This is a genomic window from Streptomyces sp. LS-MS-L19 (assembly GCF_058382285.1).
Genome location: NZ_JBYCLL010000001.1, coordinates 2,137,013 through 2,159,961 on the forward strand (window position 1 = coordinate 2,137,013; position 22,949 = coordinate 2,159,961).

Below are 22,949 nucleotides of genomic sequence, written 5' to 3' on the forward strand. Positions count from 1 at the left end.
GCCGACACGGACCCGCACGAGCGCACCGGTTTCTCACCCGTTGCTCACCCGTTCGGCCCAGCCGCGTTGTCCCGAGCGGCACACAGATCATCTACGTGCGTCGTATCCTGCTCGGACACTCGCTGCCGAGCCCGGCCGGAAACACGGGACCACCCCCACCCGTAAGACCCGGAACAACGAGAGCTCGTCAGTTCGTTGAGCAACAGTTGTCGTTTTGCCTCACAGCCGCATGACTGTTTTGCTTCACCGCTCAACGACGCATTACAACGACCCCCTTGACCGCACCAAGCGACAGCCCCCTTTTTCCTTCAGGGGGTGACGTGGCCGTTCGACTGGAGTTGCACGTGGCCGGGCGCATCGAAGACTACGCACTCATCGGAGACATGCAGACCGCTGCGCTGGTCTGCCGGGACGGCACAGTGGACTGGCTGTGCCTGCCCCGCTTCGACTCGCATGCCATCTTCGCCGGCCTGCTGGGCACCGAGGAGCACGGCTTCTGGAGGCTCGGCCCCGCGCACGCGGCCGACGCCGAGCCCCCCACGGCGGCCCGGCGCACCTACCGCGGCGACTCCCTGATCCTGGAATCGGAGTGGGACACCTCACGCGGCACGGTCAGGGTGACGGATTTCATGCCCCCGCGTGACGGCGCCCCCCAGCTGATCCGGATCGTGGAGGGCGTCTCGGGTCGCGTGCCCATGCGCTCGGCCCTCCGGATGCGTTTCTCCTACGGCCGGGTCGTCCCCTGGGTCCACAAGCACGAGGGCCGCACGGTCGCCGTGGCGGGCCCCGACTCGGTGTGGTTCGACACCGACTGCGAGACCTACGGCAAGTCCCTGACCACGTACTCGGACTTCACGGTCGCCCCGGGTGACCGGATCGCGTTCACCATCTCGTGGCAGCCCTCGCACAAGGAGCCGCCGCCGCTCCCGGAGCCCGAGCAGTCCCTGGAGGCGACCGAGGACTTCTGGCGCGAGTGGGTCGAGCACTGTACGTACCACGGCCCGTACCGCGAGGCGGTGATCCGCTCCCTGATCACCCTCAAGGCGCTCACCTACGCCCCCACGGGCGGCATCGTCGCCGCGCCCACGACCTCACTGCCCGAGGACATCGGCGGCGTCCGCAACTGGGACTACCGCTACACCTGGCTGCGGGACGCGGCCATCACCCTGTCCTCGCTGCTGCGCACCGGCTACCGCGAGGAGGCCCGCGCCTGGCGCGAGTGGCTGCTCAGAGCGGTCGCCGGCGACCCCGAGAACCTCCAGATCATGTACGGCATCGCGGGCGAGCGCGAGCTGGGCGAGGCCGAGCTGGACTGGCTGCCCGGCTACGAGAACTCCGCCCCGGTCCGGGTCGGCAACGGCGCCGCGCACCAGCTCCAGCTGGACGTGTACGGCGAGGTCACCGAGGCCCTGCACCTCGGCCACATGACGGGCCTCGCCCGCAACGACTACGCCTCCATCCTCCAGCTCAAGCTGATCCGCTACCTGGAGGACCACTGGAACGAGCCGGACGAGGGCATCTGGGAGGTGCGCGGCCCGCGCCGCCACTTCGTGCACTCCAAGGTGATGGCCTGGGTCGCGGTGGACCGCACCATCAAGCTGATCGAGTCCGGTGACGCGGACGGCCCGCTGGAGAAGTGGCGCGACCTGCGCGACGACATCCACCGGGACGTCTGCGAGAAGGGCTACGACAAGGAGCGCAACACCTTCACGCAGTCGTACGGCTCGAAGGAGCTGGACGCGAGCCTGCTGCTCATCCCGCAGATGGGCTTCCTGCCGCCCGACGACAAGCGCGTCATCGGCACCATCGAGGCGATCCAGCGCGAGCTGTCCACACCGGACGGCTTCATCCTGCGCTACCCGACCTCCAGCGGCGAGGAGAACGTCGACGGTCTCCCCGGCGACGAAGGGGCCTTCCTGGCCTGCTCGTTCTGGATGGCGGACGACCTCGCGATGATCGGCCGCGTGGACGAGGCGAGGAAGCTCTTCGAGAAGCTGCTCTCGCTGCGCAACGACCTCGGTCTGCTCGCCGAGGAGTGGGACCCGCGTCTCAAGCGCCAGGTCGGCAACTTCCCGCAGGCCTTCAGCCATGTCCCGCTCATCGACACGGCCCTGCGTCTGACGGCGTCGGGGGCGTACGGCGGCTGAACAGGACCGGAGCGCCGGGCCCGCCTAGGCTGGGAGCCAACAGCCCCTGCACGAAAGGGGGCGCCCCATGGCATCCCCGTCGAAGGCGGGCGCGGCTCTCACCGCGCTGCGCGAGGATCTGACCGGCGACGTGCTCGCCCCTGACGACCCGGGCTATGACGAGGCCCGGACCGTCTTCAACGCGATGATCGACCGCAGGCCCGCGGCGATCGCGCAGTGCGTGAACGAGGACGACGTCGTACGGGCCGTCCGCTTCGCCCGTGACCTGGACCTGCCGATCGCGGTGCGCGGCGGCGGGCACAGCGTGGCCGGGATGGCGGTGAACGACGGCGGCCTGGTCGTGGATCTGCGCCACATGCGCGCCGTGGCCGTCGATCCCGCCGCGGAGGCGGTCCGCGTCGCGGGCGGCGCCACGATGAGCGACCTGGACCGGGCCTGCGAGCCCCACGCCCTGGCCACCACCGGCGGCCGGGCCTCGACCACCGGGGTCGGCGGCTTCGTCCTGGGCGGCGGCTCCGGCTGGCTGGACCGCTGGTGCGGGCTCGCCGTCGACAACCTGCTCGGCGTCGAACTGGTCACCGCGGACGGCGAGCGCGTCCACGCGAGCGCCGACGAGCACCCCGACCTGTTCTGGGGCCTGCACGGCGGCGGCGGCAACTTCGGCATCGCGACCGCGATCACCCTGAAGCTGCACGAACTGCCCGAGTTCTCCATCGCGCTGCTGCTGTACCAGCCGGAGTTCGGCCCGGAGGTGGTCCGCACCTACCGGGAGGTGATCGCCCACGGCCCGGACGAGGTGAGCGGCGCCGTCCTGTACATCACCGGCCCGCCCGAGGAGTTCGTCCCGCCCCACCTCGTCGGCACCCTCCTGTGCGGTGTGCTGCTGACGTACGTCGGCGGCGAGGCGGACATGCGCAAGGTGGCCGAACCGCTGCTGGCGCTGCCGCACGAGACGGAGGTCGTCGGGACGATGCCGTACGCCGACGTCCAGTGCATGATCGACGACCCGCCGGGGATGCGGAACTACTGGTCGGCGGAGTACCTCACGGAACTGCCCGACGCGTACGTGGACCTCTACTGCGCCCGCGCGCAGTCCATGCCGGTGCCCTCCGGCAGCATCCACGCCCTGTTCCCGCTCGGCGGCGCGATCGCCGACGGCCCGCGCGAGTGGCCCGTGCCCTACCGTGACGCCCCCTGGGGCCTGCACCCCTTCGGGATGTGGGAGGACCCGGCCGACGACGAGCGGGGCGTCCAGTGGGTCCGGGACGTCCGCGCCGACGCCCGGCCGTGGAGCACCGGCGCGGTCTACCTCAACTTCATCGGCGACGAGGGCGTCGACCGGGTGGTGGCCGGCATGGGCACCGCGAACACCCGCCGCCTGGCCGAGGTGAAGCGCCGCTACGACCCGGACAACGTGTTCCGCTTCAACCACAACATCAGGCCGGCCTGAGCGCCGTCAGCGTACGTTCGCCGCCGGGGTCGCCCGCCGTGGCCGGCACCAGGGCGACCTCGTCAAGGCCGGCCTCGGCATAGGCGGCGATCCGCTCCCGTACGGCGTCCAGGTCGCCCACCAGACCGACCGTGCCCGCGGCCGCGGCGGGCAGCGCCCGCACCAGGGTCTCCCGGTCGGCCCCGCGCGCGGCCAGCTCCACCGCGTCGCCGAACCCGGCCCCGGCGAACACCTCGCTGTACCCCGGCACGGTCAGGTAGCCGGCGATGCTCCTCAGCACCTGCGCGAGGGACTCCGGCTCGGGGTCGACGGCGGCGGGCAGCCACGCGGCGAGCGTGGGCGCCGTACGGCCCGCCTCGACGGCCGCCGCGTCCAGCTGCGCGCGCAGCGCCCGCACCTGCTCCGGCGAGACCACGTCCAGCAGCATGCGGTCGGCGTGCGCGGCGGCCGTGGCGATCGCGCGGGGCCCGAACGCGGCCACCGTGAGCGGCCCCCCGGGCGACGGCAGACGCCGGCGGAAGGAGCTGCCCGGCACGACCGGTTCACCTGGAGAACCATGCAGAAGCCGTCGTACGGCTGCCGCGTGCTCCTCCAGTACGGCGGCGGGGCGGGTCCTCGGCCGGTCGTGCACGCCCTCCACCACCCGCTTGCTGGAGGTGCCCAGCGCCACCCCGACCGGCCGGCCGACGAGGGCCGCGACCGAGGCGGCGCCCCGGGCCGAGGTGTACGGGTCGCGTACGGACACCGGCACCGGTCCCGCCGTCAGCGCGACCCGCTCGGTGGCCCGCCCGATCGCGGTGGCGAGGACGAAGGAGTCCCAGGTGGGGCCCTCCCCCGCCCAGACCTCCCGGTACCCGAGCCGGTCGGCGGTCACGGCCACCCGCACCGGCTCCTCGACCGGACTGTCGTCCTCCCGTGCCACGGCCACCACGCTGAAGTCCATGCACCGGCCGCTACCCCGCCCCTGCCGCCCGCACGCCTCGGGTAGCGTCCGGCTCATGGACAGCGCTACGAACAGCGGATTCGACACCCAGGGCGCCGGGATCACCGTGCGGCGCGCGCTGGAGCTGCCCGGGCTGCGCAGCGGGCTCCCGGAGATCCTCGCGGGCGCGGACCGGCTGCACCGGAGCGTGCGCTGGGTGCACGCGGGCGAGGTGCCGAACATCGCCTCCCTGCTGAAGGGCGGGGAGCTGCTGCTGACCACGGGCTACGGGCTCGGCACCCGTCCGGCCGACCAGCGCGCGTTCGTGCGCACGCTGGCCGAGCGGGGCATCGCCGCCCTGGTCGTCGAGCTGGGTCCGCGCTTCACCCGGCTGCCCGCGGCCCTCGTCGACACGGCCCGCGCGACCGGTCTGCCGCTCGTGCAGCTGCACCGCGAGGTGCCGTTCGTGACGGTCACCGAGGAGATCCACACCGAGATCGTCAACGGTCACTACGCCCTGCTCCAGCGGGCCGAGGAGGTGTACCGGCGCTGTACGGAGGCCCTGCTGGGCGGCGGCGGTGTGCCGCAGGTCCTCGGCATCCTGGCCGACTTCGGCGGCAATCCGGTCTTCCTGGAGACGACCGACGGGCGGCTCCTGTACGCCGCCGGGGCCGGCCCCGAGGGCGCCGACCCGCTCCAGGTCTGGGAGGGGCTGCGCGGCCAGCACAAGGACTCGCCGCCGGCCGGGTCGGTCCTCGTGGACGTGCCGGGCGGCGGGCCCGGCACCGGGTCGGTGCGGGCGCGGCTGGTGCTGCTGCCCGTGCGGGGGCCGATGGGCCCGGTGCACCGCATGGCCGCCGAACGCGCCGCGGGCATCCTGGCCGTGGTCCTGATGCAGGCCCGCCAGGAGGAGGAGCTGGCGGCCCGCGGGCGCGGCGACTTCCTCACCGACCTCGCGGAGGGCCGGATCACGGCGGAGGACGCGCCCGCGCAGGCGCGCGTGCTGGGCTTCCGGCCGGGCGGCGGCCCGCTGCTGCCCGTGGTGATGCACCTCGGCTCCTCGGGCGGCGGCTGGACGGTCCTGGCCCGGGCGGTCTCCGAGGAACTGGCCTCGGTCGGGGTGCCGGTCCTGCTCGGCGTCCGGCCCGTCGAGGGCCGCGTCCTGGTCCTGCTGGGCCTGCGCTCGGAGTCGGAGCGGCCGACGGTGGCGGACCGGGTCGCGGCGGCGCTCAGGGCGGGCCTGGAGCGCGCGGGGATGCAACGGCCGGGCGACCGGCCGCCCGTGGTCGTGGTGGGCGTGGCGGGCAGCTGGACGGCGGCCTCGGCCGGCCTGCGGCACGCGGCCGAGACGGCGACGGCGGCCCAGGGCCTGTCGGACCGCCCCTGGTACGACGCCCGCCGCCTCGACATCGACCTGCTGCTGTGGCGGCTGCGCGACCACCCGGACCTGGCGGCCTTCGTGGACCGCGCCATCGGCCCCCTGCGCGCCCACGACGACCGCTCCAAGCCGCCGCTGCTGCCCACCTTGCAGACCTACCTGGCGCACGCGGGCCGCAAGGCGGAGACGGCCCGCGAGCTCCATCTCAACCGGCAGACCCTCTACAACCGCCTCGCCCGCATCGGCGAGTTGCTCGGCACCGACCTCGACGACCCGCAGACGGTTCTGGCGTTGAGCCTGGCGCTGCGGGCCCGTCGGCACGTGCCCTAGGTCTGGTGCCTGGACCTCAGATCGGCCGGGGCTGCGTCAACTCGTCGTAGACGCTGAGCACTTGCGCGACGGTCTCGTCCTCGGTGGGCCAGGTCGCCGCCTGCCGCACCCCCCGCTCCCGCAGCAGCTCCTGCCGCTCGGGGTCACCGAGCAGCCGTACGACGGCCTCGGCGAGCGCCTCCGAGTCGCCGTACGGGACGAGTTCGGCCGCGTCACCGACGAGTTCGGGGATCCCGCCGACCGCGGTCGCGACGAGCGGTACGCGCGCGTGCAGCGCCTCCTGGGCGAGCACGGACCGCGCCTCCAGGCGGCTGGGCAGCAGCGCGAGGTCGGCGGCGGTGAGCAACTCGGCGACGTCGTCCCGGCGTCCGATGAGCCGGACGGGCAACCCCTCGTCCTCGATACGTTGCTGGAGGGCCGTCCGCAGCGGTCCCTCCCCGGCGACGACGACCAGCGGCACGGGGTCGAGCCGGCGCCACGCGCGTGTGGCGTCCAGCAGGGTCTCGTAGCCCTTGTGCCGCTCCAGGGCGCCGACGGCCATCAGCAACGGCCGCCCGGTGGCCCCGAGTTCGGCCCGCAGCTTGGGCCGTAGCCGGTCGGGGTCCTCCTGGTCGACGGCCCCTCGCGGACCGGGCAGGGCGACGGCGGCGAGGCGGGCGTCGCGGGCACCGGTCCTGCGGGCCCGGTCCACGAGCGCCGAGGTGGACCCGAGCACCACGGCGGCCGCCTTCACGACCCGGCGTTCCAGAAGGCGCACGAAATGGGCCCGGGCACCCTCCGCGTACGCCCGGTCGTGCCAGGTGACGACCAGCGGAGTCCGGCGCCCGCTGAGCGCCAACACCGCACGGAACGAGGCGTGCAGTCCGTGCGCGTGCACGAGGTCGGCGTCCGAGCAGACCGCCCGCAGTACGGCGACGGAGGTCGGGTCACTGCTCCGCGGCACATGCACGTGCTCAGCGCCGGCCCCGCTGAAGTCGTAGGCGCGGTCCGCCTCGGCGGGGGCGCACACCGTGACCCGCACGCCCCGCGCGACGAGCCCCGAGGTCAGGGAGCGCACATGCGCGCTGCTGCCGGCATTGCCGCCGCCCAGCACCTGCACGGTGCGCAGCGAGGACTGGCCGTGCGGTGCGTGGCTGCTCACGGGGGTCACGTGGCCGGGCTCCTGGTTCGGGTCGGACGGTCACGAGGAAACGTACAGAAGGTGTCGAGCGGGGGGTGTACCGCGCGCTTCCTACGCGTGATGGGTTCTCTGCCAAGGATGCCAGGACGCACGGGTGTTCCGTGCATGCGGAGAACGGGGGAAGGGCACGCACGGCGAGTCGGGTTCACTCACACGAGTGATGCACCCCTCACGCGTCCGCCCGAGCCGTCGCCAGCAACTCCTCCGCGTGCGCCCGGGCCGTCTCCGAGTCCTCCTGGCCGGCGAGCATCCGGGACAGCTCGCGCACCCGCTCCTCGCCCTCCAGCACCTTCACCCCGGACCGGGTGACGGACCCGTCGTTGGTCTTCTCGACCAGCAACTGCCGGTCGGCGAAGGCCGCGACCTGGGGGAGGTGGGTCACCACGACGACCTGCGCGGTCTTAGCGAGCCGCGCGAGGCGCCGCCCGATCTCGACCGCCGCCTTTCCGCCGACACCGGCGTCGACCTCGTCGAAGAGATACGTCGGCACGGGGTCGGTCCCCGCGAACACGACCTCGACGGCCAGCATCACGCGCGAGAGCTCACCGCCGGACGCGCCCTTGGCGATGGGCCGCGCCGGGGCGCCCGGGTGCGGGGCCAGCAGCAGTTCGACCTCGTCGACACCGGCTGGCCCGTAGGCGACCGGACGACCGCCGACCTCCACACCCTCCGGGTCCTCGGTCTGCCGGATGGCGAAGGACACACGCGCGTGGGGCATCGCCAGTGACGCCAGCTCTGCCGTCACCGCCGCCGCAAACCTCTCCGCGGCCTCCGATCGTGCGTCCGTCAACGCCTGCGCGAGTCCACCCAGTTCGGCCCTGAGCGCGTCCCGCTCGGCGGTCAGCTCGTCGATCCGCTCGTCGTCGCCGTCGAGTTCGGTGAGCCGCGCGGCGCTCCGCTCGGCCCAGGCCAGTACGGAGGCCACGTCCTCGCCGTACTTCCGCGTCAGCGCGGTGAGCGCGGCCCGCCGCTCCTCGACGGCGGACAGCCGCAGCGGATCGGCGTCCAGGTCGTCGGCGTACCCGGCCAGCTCTCCGGCCACGTCGCCCAGCAGGATCCCGATCTCGCCGATCCGGTCGGCGAGCGCGGACAGGGCGGGGTCGTGCGACCGTACGGCTTCCAGGGCCCGCTGGGCGCCCGCCACGAGCGTCGCCGCGTCGATCCCCTCCGGGTCCTCGGGATTGCCCGCGAGGGCGGCATGAGCGGCCGTGGCGGCGGACGACAGGGCCTCGGCGTGCCCCAGCCGCTCCGCCTCCTCCGCCAGCTCGACGTCCTCCCCGGCCCGTGGCTCCACGCCGGCGATCTCGTCGAGCCCGTACCGCAGCATGTCGGCTTCCTGGGCCCGCTCACGCGCGCGGGTGACGATCTCGTCCAGCTCGGCGGAGACGGCCCGCAGCCGCCGGTAGGCCTCGGTGTACTTGGCCAGCGGCACGGCGACGGCGTCCCCGGCGTACCGGTCGAGCGCCTGTCGCTGCCGGGTCAGCTTGAGCAGCCCCTGCTGATCGGTCTGCCCGTGCACGGCGACCAGCTCATCCGCGAGCTCCGCGAGCACCCCGACGGGCACCGACCGCCCGCCCAGATGCGCCCGGGACCGCCCTTCGGCGGAAACGGTACGGCTGATCAGCAGCGCCCCGTCGTCGAGCTCCGCCCCGGCCTCCTCGGCCCGTACGACCACGGAGTCCCCGGCGGACACGGTGATCCGCCCCTCCACGACCGCCTTCTCGGCCCCGATCCGCACGAGCGCCGCGTCAGCCCGCCCGCCGAGCAGCAGCCCGAGGCTGGTGACCACCATGGTCTTGCCCGCACCCGTCTCACCGGTGACAGCGGTGAACCCGGGCGACAGCTCGACGACAGCGTCATCGATGACTCCGAGCGACCGTATCCGCATCTCTTCCAGCACGGTGAAGACCTTACGAGGTCGGGGCGGGCGAGTGCGAGGTGCCCTGTTCACTCGGGCGAGTGGAGGTTCTTCAGGGGCGCGGGGAACTGCGCGACCAGCCACATGCGGCCTTGTGTCGCGCACACCCCACAAGCCACCCCCTACGGAGCGCTAGTGAGGCGCCCCCCGCCACCCGGATACCGGCAACGCGAACTTCGCCACAAGCCGGTCGGTAAAGGACGCGTGATGCAGCCGGGCCAGCCGCACCGGCACAGCCCCCCGCCGCACCTCCACCCGCGCCCCCGGCGGCAACTCGAAGGTCCGCCGCCCGTCACACCACAACACCCCCGGCGGAATGTGCGGCAACAGCTCCACGGCCAGCACAGAGTTCGGCGAGGTCACCAACGGCTTCGCGAACAGCGCGTGCGCGGAGATCGGCACCATCAGCAGCGCCTCCACCTCGGGCCACACCACAGGCCCCCCGGCAGAGAACGCGTACGCCGTGGACCCGGTGGGCGTGGACAGCACGATCCCGTCACACCCGAACCCGGTCACCGGCCGCCCGTCGATCTCCAGCACCACCTCGAGGAGCTTCTCCGCACCGGCCTTCTGCACAGCGGCCTCGTTCAGCGCCCAGTCGGTGTGGACGATGTCCCCGTTCCGGTGAACGACGACATCGACCGTCATCCGCTCCTCGACCTCGTACGCCTTGGTCACCACCCGGTCGACGACCTTGTCGAGATCGTCCCGCTCGGCCTCCGCGAGGAACCCGACACTGCCCAGGTTGACGCCCAGCATCGGCACCCCGGACGCCCGGGCGAACTCGGCGCCTCGCAGCAGCGTCCCGTCACCGCCGAGCACGATGAGCAGCTCGCACCCTTCGAGGCACTGCGGAGTCGCCTCCTTGACGAGTTCCACCTGGGGCGGCAGCGGCAGGTCCGCCGCCTCGTACTCCAGGACGCGCACGCCGATGTCGGAGCGCAGCAGCCCCTTCACGACCAGCTCGGCACTGCGAATGGCCGCGGGCCGCCCGGTGTGGGCGAGCAGGAAAACAGTACGAGCTCGGTTCTGGCTCAACGCGGCCCCTCCGCCACTGCACGGTCGACATCGGCCGGGTCCAGGGCGGGTGCCCCGGCACGCAGCCACAGAAAGTATTCGACATTGCCCGAGGGCCCGGGCAACGGACTGGCCGTGACGCCCTTCACCCCGAGCCCGAGTTCCGCCGCCTTCGCGGCCACCCCCCGTACGGCCTCCGCCCGCAGCTGCGTGCTCCGTACGACTCCCCCGCTGCCCAGCCGTTCCTTCCCCACCTCGAACTGCGGCTTCACCATCATCACCAGATCGGCGTCCGGCTTCACGCACCGCACCAGGGCGGGCAGCACCAGACCGAGCGGGATGAAGGACAGATCCCCCACGACAAGATCCACTGGTTCCCCATCGATCGCTTCGAGCGTCAACTCGCGTACGTTCGTACGGTCCTTGACGGTGACGCGTTCATCGCTCTGGAGAGACCACGCGAGTTGGCCGTAGCCGACGTCGACGGCGACCACGTGAGCGGCCCCGGCGCGCAGCAGTACATCGGTGAAACCCCCGGTGGAGGCCCCCGCGTCCAGCGCCCGCCGCCCTTCCACGACGAGCCCCCGCGGCACGAACACCTGGAGCGCGCCCGCGAGCTTGTGCCCACCCCGGGACACGTAGTCGGGATCGCTGTCGTCGCTCTGCACCACGATCGCGGCCGCCGTCTCCACCTGGGTGGCCGACTTGGTCGCGACGGTCTTGCCGACGGTGACCCGCCCGGCCGCGATCAGCTGGCTCGCGTGCTCGCGCGAGCGCGCGAGCTTCCGCCGGACCAGCTCGGCGTCCAGCCGACGGCGTGCGACTCCTGCCACGTTCGGTTCAGCTCCTAGTGCCATACGAGGGTGAGGGCGCCCTCTGGTCATACGACGGTGAGGGCGCCGGAGGTCCCGGGCGCGCGTCGAGCGCGGTGAGCGTGTCGCGCAGCCCCCGGTGTACATCCTCGTACACCTCGATATGGCCGTCGGTGGCGAGGTGGTCGGCGTCGCCGAGCCGCTCCAGGTGGGCGTCGACCTCGGCGTTGCCGGTGGGGGTGCGGGGCACGTGCAGAGGGGCAGGGGCGGCCGGATCGTGGTCGGGTCCGACCGCGACCTCTGGTGAAGGCTCTGGCTCTTGTGAAGGCTCTGGAACCACGTCGCTCATGCCCAGACGCTACCCCGAACCGCTGGGGTACCGTCGATCGCGATGGCCACGATCGAGGAGTGCCGCGCCGCACTCGAGAAGCTCTCCGACAACATGCGCAGCGCCGAGGGGGATGTCGCCGCGGCGGCTTCCATGGACCGCTCGGTGAGCTGCCGTATCACCGATCTCGACGTCACCTTCGTCGGCCGGATGACCGGCGGCCGGATCGTGGTGCACGACACCCTTCAGGGCCCTCCGAAGGAGAAGGCCCAGATCAGGCTGACCATGTCCGGTGACGACCTGGTGGCCCTGGTGGACGGCGAGCTGAACTTCGCCAGGGCCTGGGGCTCGGGCCGGGTGAAGCTGGAGGCGGGCCTCAGGGACCTGTTCCAGCTCAGGAAGCTTCTTTAGCGACCACACGCGCCTTCCGCGCGGCCGGCACAACCAGCGGTGTCCCCGTCTCCGGGTCGTCGATGACCTGGCAGCGCAGCCCGAACACCTCCTCGACCAGCTCGGCCGTGACGATGTCGTTCGGCGCGCCCTCGGCGATGATCTGCCCGCCCTTGAGCGCGATGAGGTGCGTGGCGTAACGGGCCGCGTGGTTCAGGTCGTGCAGCACCGCGACCAGTGTGCGGCCCTGCTCCTCGTGGAGTTCGGCGCACAGGTCGAGGACGTCGATCTGGTGCTGGATGTCGAGGTAGGTGGTCGGCTCGTCCAGGAGCAGCAGCGGGGTCTGCTGGGCGAGGGCCATCGCGATCCACACCCGCTGCCGCTGTCCGCCGGACAGCTCGTCGACGTACCGCTCGGCGAGCTCGGCGACCCCGGTCTGCCGCATGGACTCCTGGACGACCCGCTCGTCCTCGGTGGACCACTGGCGCAGGAGGCCCTGGTGCGGGTAGCGGCCACGGCCGACCAGGTCGGCGACGGTGATCCCGTCGGGCGCGATCGACGACTGCGGGAGCAGGCCCAGGGTGCGGGCGACCTTCTTCGCCGGCATCGACTGGATGACCTGCCCGTCGAGCAGCACCTTGCCCTGACTGGGCTTGAGCATCCGCGACAGGGCCCGCAGGAGCGTGGACTTGCCGCACGCGTTGGGGCCCACGATCACCGTGAAGGAGTGGTCGGGTATCTCCACCGACAGCTCCTCGGCGATGACCCGCTGGTCGTAGGCGAGGGTGACGGTGTCGGCGGACAGACGGTTCACGGTGCTCCTTGGGTTGTTCAGTCCGCTGGTGAGGCTGGTCCGGGGGCTCATATCCGGCCCGCCCTGCGCTCGGTGACCAGGAGCCACAGCAGATAGACGCCGCCGAGGACTCCCGTGACCACGCCGACGGGCAGCTGGTCGGCGCCGAAGACCTTCTGGGAGATCCAGTCGGCGGTGACCAGGAGGGTGGCGCCCATGCACAGGGACGGCAGCAGGTTGGGGCCGGGCGAGCGGGTGAGACGGCGGGCGAGCTGCGGGGCGGTGAGTGCGACGAAGCTGACCGGCCCGGCGGCCGCGGTGGCGGCGGCGGTGAGCAGGACGGCGGCGACCAGGAGCAGCAGCCGTACGCGCTCGACGCGCACGCCCAGGGCGTTGGAGACGTCGTCGCCCATCTCCATCATCCTGAGGCCGCGTCCGTTGGCGAGGACGAGCGGGACGAGGATCGCGCACAGCCACAGCAGCGGCCACACCTGCGTCCAGTCCCGGCCGCTGAGCGAGCCGGTCATCCAGACCACGGCCTGCGACGCCTCGGTGAGGGTGGACCGGGTCAGCAGATAGCCGTTGACCGCCGTGACGATCGCGGAGACACCGATACCGACCAGGACCAGTCGGTAACCGTGCACTCCTTGCCGCCAGGCGAGCAGATAGATACCGAGCCCGGTCACCAGCCCGCCCACGAGCGCGCCCGTGGTCACCTGCTCCGCACTCCCGGAGAACAGCACGATCATGGTGAGCGCCCCGGCCGTCGCCCCCTGGCTGAGCCCGAGCACGTCCGGACTGCCCAGCGGATTGCGGGAGATGGCCTGGAACAGCGCCCCGCCGAGCCCGAGCGAGGCCCCGACCAGGAGCCCGACGAGCACCCTGGGCAGCCGCAGCTCGTTGACGATGAACTCCTGCCCCGCGTTGCCGTTCCCGAGCAGGGTCCTGAGCACGTCCCCGGCGGGGATCGGGAAGTCGCCGGTACCGATCAGCACCACGCTCGCAGTGAGCGCGGCGAGCAGGATCAGCGCGACGACGACGGTGGCCCGGACGTCCAGACGCAGGGAGAGCCCGCCGGGGGTCCTGATGGCACGGTTGGTCCTCACAGCTGCGCCGTCCTCCGCCGTCGTACGAGAAAGATGAAGACCGGCCCGCCGATGATCGCGGTCACGATCCCGACCTGGAGCTCCGCGGGCCGCGCGACGACCCGCCCGATGACGTCGGAGCCCAGCAGCAGCACGGGCGACAGGATCGTCGCGTACGGCAGGATCCAGCGCAGGTCCGGGCCGGTGAAGGAGCGCACGATGTGCGGGACCATCAGTCCGACGAACACGATCGGACCGCAGGCGGCGGTCGCGGCCCCGCACAGCACGGTCGCCGAGAGCATGGCCAGCGCCCGGGTGCGGTTGAGGTTGGCGCCGAGTGCCCTGGCGGTGTCGTCGCCCATCTCCATCGCGTTGAGCGGGCGAGCCAGCGCGAGGGCGAGGAGCGAGCCGACCGCGAGGAACGGCAGCACCTGCAGGATGGTCGAGTTGCTCGCCGAGGACAGCGAACCCACCGTCCAGAAGCGCATCTTGTTCAGCGCCTGGTCGTCGGTGATCATCACGGCCTGGAGATAGCCGTACAGCGCCGCACTGATCGCCGTACCGGCCAGGGCCAGCCGCACCGGGGTGGCGCCCCGGCTGCCGCCGAGGAACCAGACCAGCGCGCCGACGGCGGCCGCACCGACGAAGGCGAACCACACATAGCCGCTGAGCGAGGTGACGCCGAAGAAGGTGATCGCGGTGACGACGGCCGCGGACGCGCCCGCGTTGATGCCGAGCAGCCCCGGGTCGGCCAGCGGATTGCGGGTCAGCGCCTGGAGCACCGCCCCGGACAGACCGAGGGCGGCGCCGGCGAGCAGGCCGAGGACCGTCCGCGACAGCCGGTCCGCCACGACGACGTCCCCGTAGGTCCCGGTGTCGTGGAAGAGGCCGTGCCAGACCTGGCCGACGGACAGCCCTTTCGCACCGATCGCGATGCTCGCCACCGCGACGGCCACCAGGACGGCCAGGGAGACGAAGAGCCCAAGGACTCGTATCGCCCTGCGGGTTGGGGGCGCGGGGGCGGTCTCCGCGCGCTGTTCGGGAGGACTGTCGACCAACACGCAGTTAGGTTAGCCTACCCTGCCAACCGGCCACGATTCCGAGGGGCGACCGTACCCGGACTCGCAGGAGGACCTGGGCCCCGCCCGGAGCTCCAGCCTCAGGGCCCGGCTAGAGCCCCAGCCTGGCCAGCGCCTTCCCCGAGTCCAGCTCGCACACACCCTCCCCGGCCGCGGTCCAGGCCGCCGCACACAGCGCCCGCAGACCGTCCAGCGCCTCCCCGTCACCGTCGATTTCCAGCCGCTCCTTCCCGGCCGTCGCCGTCCACCCCCCGCACCGGAAGCCGTCTCCCGCCTCGGTGACCTCGGGCTGCCCGGTGAGCATCCCCCGCAGATCCGCGTCCACGTACGTCGGCCGGTGCTGCGGCGGCGCGGCCAGCAGCAGGGCTCCGTCGGTGACACCGGTGAGGACGAGCAGCGAGTCCACCTCGCCGTTGAACGCCCCCTCGATGTCGGTGTCCAGCCGGTCCCCGACCACCAACGGCCGCTCGGCACCGGTCCGCAGAATCGTCTCCCGGTGCATCGGCGGCAACGGCTTGCCCGCGACCTGCGGCTCGGCCCCGGTCGCGATCCGCACGACCTCCACCGCGGCGCCGTTGCCCGGAGCGATCCCGCGCCCGCTCGGAATCGTCAGGTCGGTGTTGGACGCGAACCACGGCACCCCGCGCGCGACCGCGTAACTGGCCTCCGCGAACCTCCCCCAGGGCAGATCCGGCCCGCCGAAGCCCTGCACCACGGCCGCCGGATCGTCGTCCGCCGACTCCACGGGCTCAAGACCCCGCTCCCGCAGCGCCACCCGCAACCCCTCGCCACCGATGACGAGCACCCGCGCCCCCGCCGGAACCTGCTCACTGATCAGCCGCGCGACCGCCTGCGCGGAGGTGATCACGTCGTCGGCCCCCGTCGGTATCCCCAACTCGGTGAGGTGATCGGCGACGGTGTCCGGCGTCCGCAGGGCGTTGTTGGTGACGTACGCGAGATGCATACCCCCCTCCCGCGCGGTGGCGAGCGACTCGACGGCGTGCGCGATCGCGTTGCCGCCCGCATACACCACCCCGTCGAGATCGAGCAGCGCGGTGTCGTACGCCTCGCTCAGGGCCAGTCCACTGCCCTCGGGCCTCGTCCTCACGCGCTGGCTCATTCCGCATCGCTCCCAGTTAGACGGCTTTCCCCCGATCATCCCCCATGCCACTGACACCCGTACGATGCCGGGATGAACACAGCAGGTCACCCGGAAGCAACGGCGCGCCGAGGCCTGGAACTCACCCCGTTCCGAGGCCTGCGCTACGACCCCGACCGGGTCGGCAGCCTCGCCGCCGTCACCTCCCCGCCGTACGACGTCGTGGTCCGCCCCGACGGCCTGCACCAGCTCCAGTCGAACGACCCGTACAACATCGTCCGGCTGATCCTCCCGCAGGCGACGACCCCGGCCGAGCGCAACGCACAGGCGGCCCGCACCCTGCGCGGCTGGCTGTCCGAGGGCATCCTGGCCGCCGACCCCGAACCCGGCCTGTACGTCTACGAACAGCAGGACGGCGCCGGCCTCCTCCAACGCGGGATCATAGGGACCCTGCTCCTGTCGGAGCCCTCAGAGGGTGTGGTCCTGCCACACGAGGACGTCATGCCCCATGTGGTCGCCGACCGCGCGGCTCTGATGCGCGCCACCTCGGCGAACCTCGAGCCCCTGCTCCTCACCTATCGCGGCAACGGCACGGAGTCCGTCACGACGACCGCGATCGAGCGCGCCGCCGAACAGCCCCCGCTCCTCGCCACCACCACCGAGGACGGCTACAGCCACCGCCTGTGGTCGATCACCGACCCGGCGGACGTGGCCCGCATCCAGTCGGACCTGGCCCGGCACCAGGCCCTCATCGCCGACGGCCACCACCGCTGGGCGACCTACCGCCGTCTACGCGCGGAGCACCCCTCCCCCAGCCCCTGGGACCACGGCCTGGTCCTCCTGGTCGACACGGCCCGCTACCCCCTGCGCGTCCGCGCCATCCACCGCCTCCTGCACAACCTCCCGGTGGCACGGGCCCTCGCGCCCCTGGAGGGCCTCTTCCGTGTCAGCCGTCTCGAGGTCGGCCTGGCGGAAGCCCTCGACACCCTCGCCGACGCGGCCTGCGCGGGCAACGCCTTCCTCCTCGCCGGCGACGGTGCCTTCCACCTGGTGGACCGCCCGGCCCCGGACCTGCTGGCCCGCACGATCCCCACGGACCGCCCCACCGCCTGGCGCACCCTGGACGCGACGGTCCTGCACGCCGCCCTCCTCGCCCACGTCTGGCACATCCCCGAGGACGACCCCGCCCGCATCGCCTACATCCACGACACGGCGGCCACGGTCGAGAAGGCGGAACGCGACGGCGGCACGGCGGTCCTCATGCACCCGGTCCGCGAGGAGGTCGTCCGCGACCTCGCCCGCCAGGGCGTCACCATGCCCCGCAAGTCCACGTCCTTCGGCCCGAAACCGGCCTCGGGCCTGGTCCTGCGCGCACTGGACGTCTGACACGATCCCTGACACGAAAAAGGGGCGGGATCTCCAGGATCCCGCCCCTTGCTCATCGAACCGCGCGTGCGTCAGTCCTTGAGGTCGCCCTCATCGTCCTCGACGTCGTCTTCTTCTACGACCTTCTCGGCGCCCTCGGTGTCAGCCTCGACCTCGTCCTCGTCCTCTGCGAAGGCGTCGACGAACTCGACCCCGTCCAACTCGGCGAGCCGGTCGGAGGCGTCGGTGCTGCCGTCCTTGTCGGACTCCACGGCCTTGGCGAACCACTCGCGCGCCTCGTCCTCCCGACCGGCGGCGAGCAGCGCGTCTGCGTACGCGTACCGCAGCCGCGCGGTCCACGGCTGCACCGAGTTGGAGGCCAGCTCGGGGCTCTGCAGCGTCACGATGGCCGCGTCCAGCTGCCCCATGTCACGCCGGGCACCGGCGGCGACGAGCCGCATCTCGACCTGCCCGGCCTTGTCGAGCTTGTGCACCTCGGGCGCACCGGCCATGTCCAGCGCCTTCTCCGGCCGCCCGAGCCCACGCTCGCAGTCGGCCATGACGGGCCACAGCTCCACGTTCCCGGTCATCCGCCGCGCGGCCCGGAACTCGGCGAGCGCCTCGCTGTACTTCTGGTTGGCGTACGCCGCGAACCCGGCCGCCTCGCGTACGGTGGCGACACGCGACGCCAGCCGCAGGGCCACCTTGGAGTAGCCGTACGCACCCTCGGGGTCCTCGTCGATGAGCCGCGCGACCATCACCAGGTTCTTGGCGACATCCTCCGCGAGCCCCTTCGGCAGGCTCTGCAGCTCCTGCCGTACGTCCTTGTCGATCTCGTCGCCCGTGACGTCCTCGGGGATCGGCAGCCGCTTGATCGGCTCGCGGTCGCGGTCCCGCTCGTCACGGAAACGCCCGCCACCGCCACGGCGGTCGTCGCCACCGCGCCGGTCGTCCCGCCCACGGAACCCACCGGGCCGCCCGCCACGGTCGTCCCTACGGGGGCCGCCACCACGCCCACCGCGGTCGTCCCTGCGGTCGTCCCGACGGTCGTCGCGCCGGAAGCCACCACGCTCACCACCACGGCTGTCGTCACGCCGGCCGTAGCCGCCGCCACTCCGGTTGTCATCACGACGGAAACCACCACGCTCACCACGGTGGTCGTCCCGCCGGTCATTGTCCCGACGGAAGCCACCGCGGTCCCCGCGGTCGTCACTCCGGCGGTCATCGCGACGGTCGTCACGGCGATCGTCGCGGCGATCGTAACTGCCGCGGTTGTCGTCGCGCCGGAAGCCACCGCGATCACCACGATCGCCGCGGTCGTCCCGACGGAAGCCGCGGTCCCGGTCGTCCCCACGGGGGCCACGGTCGCGGTCGTCGCGCCGGCCGTAGCCACCGCCGCCACCACGGTTGTCGTCCCGCCGGTCGTTGTCACGGCGGAAGCCACCACGGTCGTCGCGACGGTCGTCACGGCGTCCGTACCCACCGCCGCGGTTGTCGTCGCGGCGCTCTACACGCTCGCCCCGGCCGCCGCGGTCATCACGGTCATCACGGCGGAAGGCAGGCCGGTCACCGTCGCGCCGGAACCCACGGTCACGGTCGTCGCGGCGCGGCCCGGCCGGCCGGTCATCACGACGGAACGCGGGACGAGGTCCGCGGTCGTCGCCACGGGGAGCACGGTCGCGGTCGTCGCGCCGGCCGTAGCCACCGCGGTTGTCACCACCGCGATTGTCGTCGCGACGGAAGCCACCGCGATCCGCACGGTCACCGCGGTCATCCCGCCGACCGTAGCCACCGCCACGGTTGTCGTCACGACGGCCGTAACCGCCGCCGCCACCTCCAGCGCGGTTACCGCCGCGGTCACCGGCACCGCGGTCGTTGTCGCGACGGTCGTTGTCGCGGCGGAAGCCGCCACGTTCACCACGGTCCCCTCGGTAACCGCCGCGATCGCCACGATCACCACTGTCCCGTCGCCGCTGGTCGCGCTCCGGTCGATCGTCGGGAGAGTTGGTGGACATGGTGACTCCTGTCTTCGGTACCGCAAGCATTCTAAAAACAAAAGGACCCCTGGTCCCAGCTGAACGCTGGGACCAGGGGTCCTCCAAAGATTGTTCGGCGGTGTCCTACTCTCCCACAGGGTCCCCCCTGCAGTACCATCGGCGCTGTAAGGCTTAGCTTCCGGGTTCGGAATGTAACCGGGCGTTTCCCTCACGCTATGACCACCGAAACCCTAATGGTTTCGAGCGAACAAGCACACTCTTCTGTTGTGTGGTTCAGCTCTAAGCCGACAACCGTTCGTTGTCTCAGAACTAACACAGTGGACGCGAGCAAATATGGACAAGCCCTCGGCCTATTAGTACCGGTCACCTCCAGCGGTTACCCGCCTTCCAGATCCGGCCTATCAACCCAGTCGTCTACTGGGAGCCTTAACCCCTCAAAGGGGGTGGGAATACTCATCTCGAAGCAGGCTTCCCGCTTAGATGCTTTCAGCGGTTATCCCTCCCGAACGTAGCCAACCAGCCATGCCCTTGGCAGAACAACTGGCACACCAGAGGTTCGTCCGTCCCGGTCCTCTCGTACTAGGGACAGCCCTTCTCAATATTCCTACGCGCACAGCGGATAGGGACCGAACTGTCTCACGACGTTCTAAACCCAGCTCGCGTACCGCTTTAATGGGCGAACAGCCCAACCCTTGGGACCGACTCCAGCCCCAGGATGCGACGAGCCGACATCGAGGTGCCAAACCATCCCGTCGATATGGACTCTTGGGGAAGATCAGCCTGTTATCCCCGGGGTACCTTTTATCCGTTGAGCGACGGCGCTTCCACAAGCCACCGCCGGATCACTAGTCCCGACTTTCGTCCCTGCTCGACCCGTCGGTCTCACAGTCAAGCTCCCTTGTGCACTTACACTCAACACCTGATTACCAACCAGGCTGAGGGAACCTTTGGGCGCCTCCGTTACCCTTTAGGAGGCAACCGCCCCAGTTAAACTACCCATCAGACACTGTCCCTGATCCGGATCACGGACCCAGGTTAGACATCCAGCACGACCAGACTGGTATTTCAACGACGACTCCACAACCACTGGCGTGGCTGCTTCAAAGTCTCCCAGCTATCCTACACAAGCCGAACCGAACACCAATATCAAACTGTAGTAAAGGTCCCGGGGTCTTTCCGTCCTGCTGCGCGAAACGAGCATCTTTACTCGTAGTGCAATTTCACCGGGCCTATGGTTGAGACAGTCGAGAAGTCGTTACGCCATTCGTGCAGGTCGGAACTTACCCGACAAGGAATTTCGCTACCTTAGGATGGTTATAGTTACCACCGCCGTTTACTGGCGCTTAAGTTCTCAGCTTCGCCACACCGAAATGTGACTAACCGGTCCCCTTAACGTTCCAGCACCGGGCAGGCGTCAGTCCGTATACATCGCCTTACGGCTTCGCACGGACCTGTGTTTTTAGTAAACAGTCGCTTCTCGCTGGTCTCTGCGGCCACCCCCAGCTCACCAAGTAAATTGGATCACCAGGTGTGGCCCCCCTTCTCCCGAAGTTACGGGGGCATTTTGCCGAGTTCCTTAACCATAGTTCACCCGAACGCCTCGGTATTCTCTACCTGACCACCTGAGTCGGTTTAGGGTACGGGCCGCCATGAAACTCGCTAGAGGCTTTTCTCGACAGCATAGGATCATCCACTTCACCACAATCGGCTCGGCATCAGGTCTCAGACACATGAGTGGCGGATTTGCCTACCACTCGTCCTACACCCTTACCCCGGGACAACCACCGCCCGGGATGGACTACCTTCCTGCGTCACCCCATCACTCACCTACTGCAAGTCTGGTTCGTCGGCTCCACCACTCCCCTTTGCCCGAAGGCTCCGGGGCGGCTTCACGGACTTAGCATCGCCTGGTTCGATGTTTGACGCTTCACAGCGGGTACCGGAATATCAACCGGTTATCCATCGACTACGCCTGTCGGCCTCGCCTTAGGTCCCGACTTACCCTGGGCAGATCAGCTTGACCCAGGAACCCTTAGTCAATCGGCGCACACGTTTCCCACGTGTGTATCGCTACTCATGCCTGCATTCTCACTCGTGAACCGTCCACCACTGCCTTCCGGCGCAGCTTCACCCGGCACACGACGCTCCCCTACCCATCCATACAGGCGTTGGCCCTGTTGTATGAATGACACGACTTCGGCGGTACGCTTGAGCCCCGCTACATTGTCGGCGCGGAATCACTAGACCAGTGAGCTATTACGCACTCTTTCAAGGGTGGCTGCTTCTAAGCCAACCTCCTGGTTGTCTCTGCGACTCCACATCCTTTCCCACTTAGCGTACGCTTAGGGGCCTTAGTCGATGCTCTGGGCTGTTTCCCTCTCGACCATGGAGCTTATCCCCCACAGTCTCACTGCCGCGCTCTCACTTACCGGCATTCGGAGTTTGGCTAAGGTCAGTAACCCGGTAGGGCCCATCGCCTATCCAGTGCTCTACCTCCGGCAAGAAACACACGACGCTGCACCTAAATGCATTTCGGGGAGAACCAGCTATCACGGAGTTTGATTGGCCTTTCACCCCTAACCACAGGTCATCCCCCAGGTTTTCAACCCTGGTGGGTTCGGTCCTCCACGAAGTCTTACCTCCGCTTCAACCTGCCCATGGCTAGATCACTCCGCTTCGGGTCTTGAGCGTGCTACTGAAACGCCCTATTCGGACTCGCTTTCGCTACGGCTACCCCACCCGGGTTAACCTCGCAACACACCGCAAACTCGCAGGCTCATTCTTCAAAAGGCACGCAGTCACGAGACGAAGCACAAGTGCTCCGTCCGACGCTCCCACGGCTTGTAGGCACACGGTTTCAGGTACTATTTCACTCCGCTCCCGCGGTACTTTTCACCATTCCCTCACGGTACTATCCGCTATCGGTCACCAGGGAATATTTAGGCTTAGCGGGTGGTCCCGCCAGATTCACACGGGATTTCTCGGGCCCCGTGCTACTTGGGTGTCTCTCAAACGAGCCGCTGACGTTTCGACTACGGGGGTCTTACCCTCTACGCCGGACCTTTCGCATGTCCTTCGCCTACATCAACGGTTTCTGACTCGTCCCACGGCCGGCAGACCGTGGAAGAGAGATCCCACAACCCCGCATGCGCAACCCCTGCCGGGTCTCACACGCATACGGTTTGGCCTCATCCGGTTTCGCTCGCCACTACTCCCGGAATCACGGTTGTTTTCTCTTCCTGCGGGTACTGAGATGTTTCACTTCCCCGCGTTCCCTCCACACTGCCTATGTGTTCAGCAGCGGGTGACAGCCCATGACGACTGCCGGGTTTCCCCATTCGGAAACCCCCGGATCAAAGCCTGGTTGACGACTCCCCGGGGACTATCGTGGCCTCCCACGTCCTTCATCGGTTCCTGGTGCCAAGGCATCCACCGTGCGCCCTTAAAAACTTGGCCACAGATGCTCGCGTCCACTGTGCAGTTCTCAAACAACGACCAGCCACCCATCACCCCGGAGCTTCACTCCGAGTGCACTGGGGCCGGCATCACGAGGGGGTTCATTCCCTCAGACACCCAACAGCGTGCCCGACACACTCCCCGCTTCCCTCAACGTTCCACGCTCCGAAGAGCAGTACTAGAAGGAGAAGACGATCAAGTGT

The 22,949-nt window shown here is 70.1% G+C and carries 17 protein-coding genes and 2 rRNA genes; 6 read left to right on the forward strand and 13 right to left on the reverse strand.

Translation table 11 applies throughout. The features are described from left to right. The first annotated feature begins 344 nt into the window (after positions 1 to 344). A complete protein-coding gene (locus AC2XR2_RS09395; RefSeq protein WP_381306437.1) occupies positions 345 to 2,147 on the forward strand; it encodes a glycoside hydrolase family 15 protein in 1,803 nt (600 codons plus the stop codon). A 67-nt stretch (positions 2,148 to 2,214) separates the two neighbouring features. Then, complete coding sequence (locus AC2XR2_RS09400) at positions 2,215 to 3,597, forward strand: FAD-binding oxidoreductase (RefSeq protein ID WP_381306434.1); 1,383 nt, start codon at positions 2,215 to 2,217, stop codon at positions 3,595 to 3,597. On the opposite strand, the gene AC2XR2_RS09405 is transcribed toward AC2XR2_RS09400, so the two are convergent. After that, entirely contained in the window at positions 3,584 to 4,540 is a 957-nt protein-coding gene (locus AC2XR2_RS09405) for an LLM class F420-dependent oxidoreductase (RefSeq protein WP_491514784.1), read from the reverse strand. The genes AC2XR2_RS09400 and AC2XR2_RS09405 overlap by 14 nt on opposite strands. Before the next feature lie 55 nt (positions 4,541 to 4,595). Between AC2XR2_RS09405 and AC2XR2_RS09410 the strand changes: the two genes are divergently transcribed. Beyond that, on the forward strand, positions 4,596 to 6,227 hold the full coding sequence (locus AC2XR2_RS09410; RefSeq protein ID WP_449350805.1) for a PucR family transcriptional regulator: 1,632 nt from the start codon (positions 4,596 to 4,598) through the stop codon (positions 6,225 to 6,227). Positions 6,228 to 6,243: 16 nt separating this feature from the next. Here AC2XR2_RS09410 and AC2XR2_RS09415 read toward each other — a convergent pair whose 3' ends face one another. The 5 genes from AC2XR2_RS09415 to AC2XR2_RS09435 form a co-directional block, all read right to left on the reverse strand. Further along, entirely contained in the window at positions 6,244 to 7,377 is a 1,134-nt protein-coding gene (locus tag AC2XR2_RS09415) for a glycosyltransferase family 4 protein (RefSeq protein ID WP_491514785.1), read from the reverse strand. Positions 7,378 to 7,576: 199 nt separating this feature from the next. Next, positions 7,577 to 9,295, reverse strand: coding sequence for a DNA repair protein RecN (recN, locus tag AC2XR2_RS09420; RefSeq protein ID WP_381306475.1), 1,719 nt, complete (start codon positions 9,293 to 9,295; stop codon positions 7,577 to 7,579). 162 nt (positions 9,296 to 9,457) lie between these two features. After that, positions 9,458 to 10,363, reverse strand: a complete 906-nt coding sequence (locus tag AC2XR2_RS09425; RefSeq protein ID WP_123759813.1) for an NAD kinase — start codon at positions 10,361 to 10,363, stop codon at positions 9,458 to 9,460. After that, positions 10,360 to 11,175, reverse strand: a complete 816-nt coding sequence (locus AC2XR2_RS09430) for a TlyA family RNA methyltransferase (protein ID WP_491514786.1) — start codon at positions 11,173 to 11,175, stop codon at positions 10,360 to 10,362. Before AC2XR2_RS09430 ends, AC2XR2_RS09425 begins: the two co-directional genes overlap by 4 nt. Positions 11,176 to 11,182: 7 nt before the next feature. Beyond that, positions 11,183 to 11,503: a hypothetical protein gene (locus AC2XR2_RS09435; RefSeq protein ID WP_449352759.1), complete on the reverse strand. Its 321-nt coding sequence runs from the start codon at positions 11,501 to 11,503 to the stop codon at positions 11,183 to 11,185. Between the two features lie 42 nt (positions 11,504 to 11,545). Between AC2XR2_RS09435 and AC2XR2_RS09440 the strand changes: the two genes are divergently transcribed. Further along, positions 11,546 to 11,893 carry an SCP2 sterol-binding domain-containing protein gene (locus tag AC2XR2_RS09440; RefSeq protein ID WP_491514787.1) on the forward strand — a complete coding sequence of 116 codons (348 nt, stop codon included), beginning with the start codon at positions 11,546 to 11,548 and terminating at the stop codon, positions 11,891 to 11,893. On the opposite strand, the gene AC2XR2_RS09445 is transcribed toward AC2XR2_RS09440, so the two are convergent. The 4 genes from AC2XR2_RS09445 to AC2XR2_RS09460 all read right to left on the reverse strand — a co-directional run bounded on the left by AC2XR2_RS09445 (position 11,877) and on the right by AC2XR2_RS09460 (position 15,949). Continuing rightward, positions 11,877 to 12,737 (reverse strand): ABC transporter ATP-binding protein, encoded by an 861-nt coding sequence (locus AC2XR2_RS09445; RefSeq protein ID WP_491514788.1) that lies wholly within the window; start codon positions 12,735 to 12,737, stop codon positions 11,877 to 11,879. The two genes, AC2XR2_RS09440 and AC2XR2_RS09445, sit on opposite strands and share 17 nt — an antisense overlap. Next, the gene (locus tag AC2XR2_RS09450; RefSeq protein WP_330267870.1) at positions 12,734 to 13,771 is read right to left on the reverse strand and encodes a FecCD family ABC transporter permease; all 1,038 of its coding nucleotides are present in this window, start codon (positions 13,769 to 13,771) and stop codon (positions 12,734 to 12,736) included. Before AC2XR2_RS09450 ends, AC2XR2_RS09445 begins: the two co-directional genes overlap by 4 nt. Continuing rightward, positions 13,768 to 14,811, reverse strand: coding sequence for a FecCD family ABC transporter permease (locus AC2XR2_RS09455; protein ID WP_491514789.1), 1,044 nt, complete (start codon positions 14,809 to 14,811; stop codon positions 13,768 to 13,770). The genes AC2XR2_RS09450 and AC2XR2_RS09455 overlap by 4 nt, the downstream gene beginning before the upstream one ends. Positions 14,812 to 14,920: 109 nt before the next feature. Beyond that, the gene (locus AC2XR2_RS09460) at positions 14,921 to 15,949 is read right to left on the reverse strand and encodes an HAD hydrolase-like protein (protein ID WP_491514790.1); all 1,029 of its coding nucleotides are present in this window, start codon (positions 15,947 to 15,949) and stop codon (positions 14,921 to 14,923) included. 72 nt (positions 15,950 to 16,021) lie between these two features. Between AC2XR2_RS09460 and AC2XR2_RS09465 the strand changes: the two genes are divergently transcribed. After that, complete coding sequence (locus AC2XR2_RS09465; RefSeq protein WP_491514791.1) at positions 16,022 to 17,314, forward strand: DUF1015 domain-containing protein; 1,293 nt, start codon at positions 16,022 to 16,024, stop codon at positions 17,312 to 17,314. A gap of 71 nt (positions 17,315 to 17,385) precedes the next feature. Here AC2XR2_RS09465 and AC2XR2_RS09470 read toward each other — a convergent pair whose 3' ends face one another. Further along, the gene (locus AC2XR2_RS09470; RefSeq protein ID WP_491518424.1) at positions 17,386 to 18,159 is read right to left on the reverse strand and encodes a tetratricopeptide repeat protein; all 774 of its coding nucleotides are present in this window, start codon (positions 18,157 to 18,159) and stop codon (positions 17,386 to 17,388) included. Between the two features lie 288 nt (positions 18,160 to 18,447). On the opposite strand from AC2XR2_RS09470, the gene AC2XR2_RS09475 reads away from it, so the two are divergent. Then, positions 18,448 to 19,371: a hypothetical protein gene (locus AC2XR2_RS09475; RefSeq protein ID WP_491518612.1), complete on the forward strand. Its 924-nt coding sequence runs from the start codon at positions 18,448 to 18,450 to the stop codon at positions 19,369 to 19,371. Positions 19,372 to 19,400: 29 nt separating this feature from the next. Here AC2XR2_RS09475 and rrf read toward each other — a convergent pair. Further along, positions 19,401 to 19,517, reverse strand: a 5S ribosomal RNA gene (gene rrf, locus AC2XR2_RS09480). Positions 19,518 to 19,623: 106 nt separating this feature from the next. Next, positions 19,624 to 22,746 (reverse strand): 23S ribosomal RNA (locus AC2XR2_RS09485). Between the last annotated feature and the right edge of the window lie 203 nt (positions 22,747 to 22,949).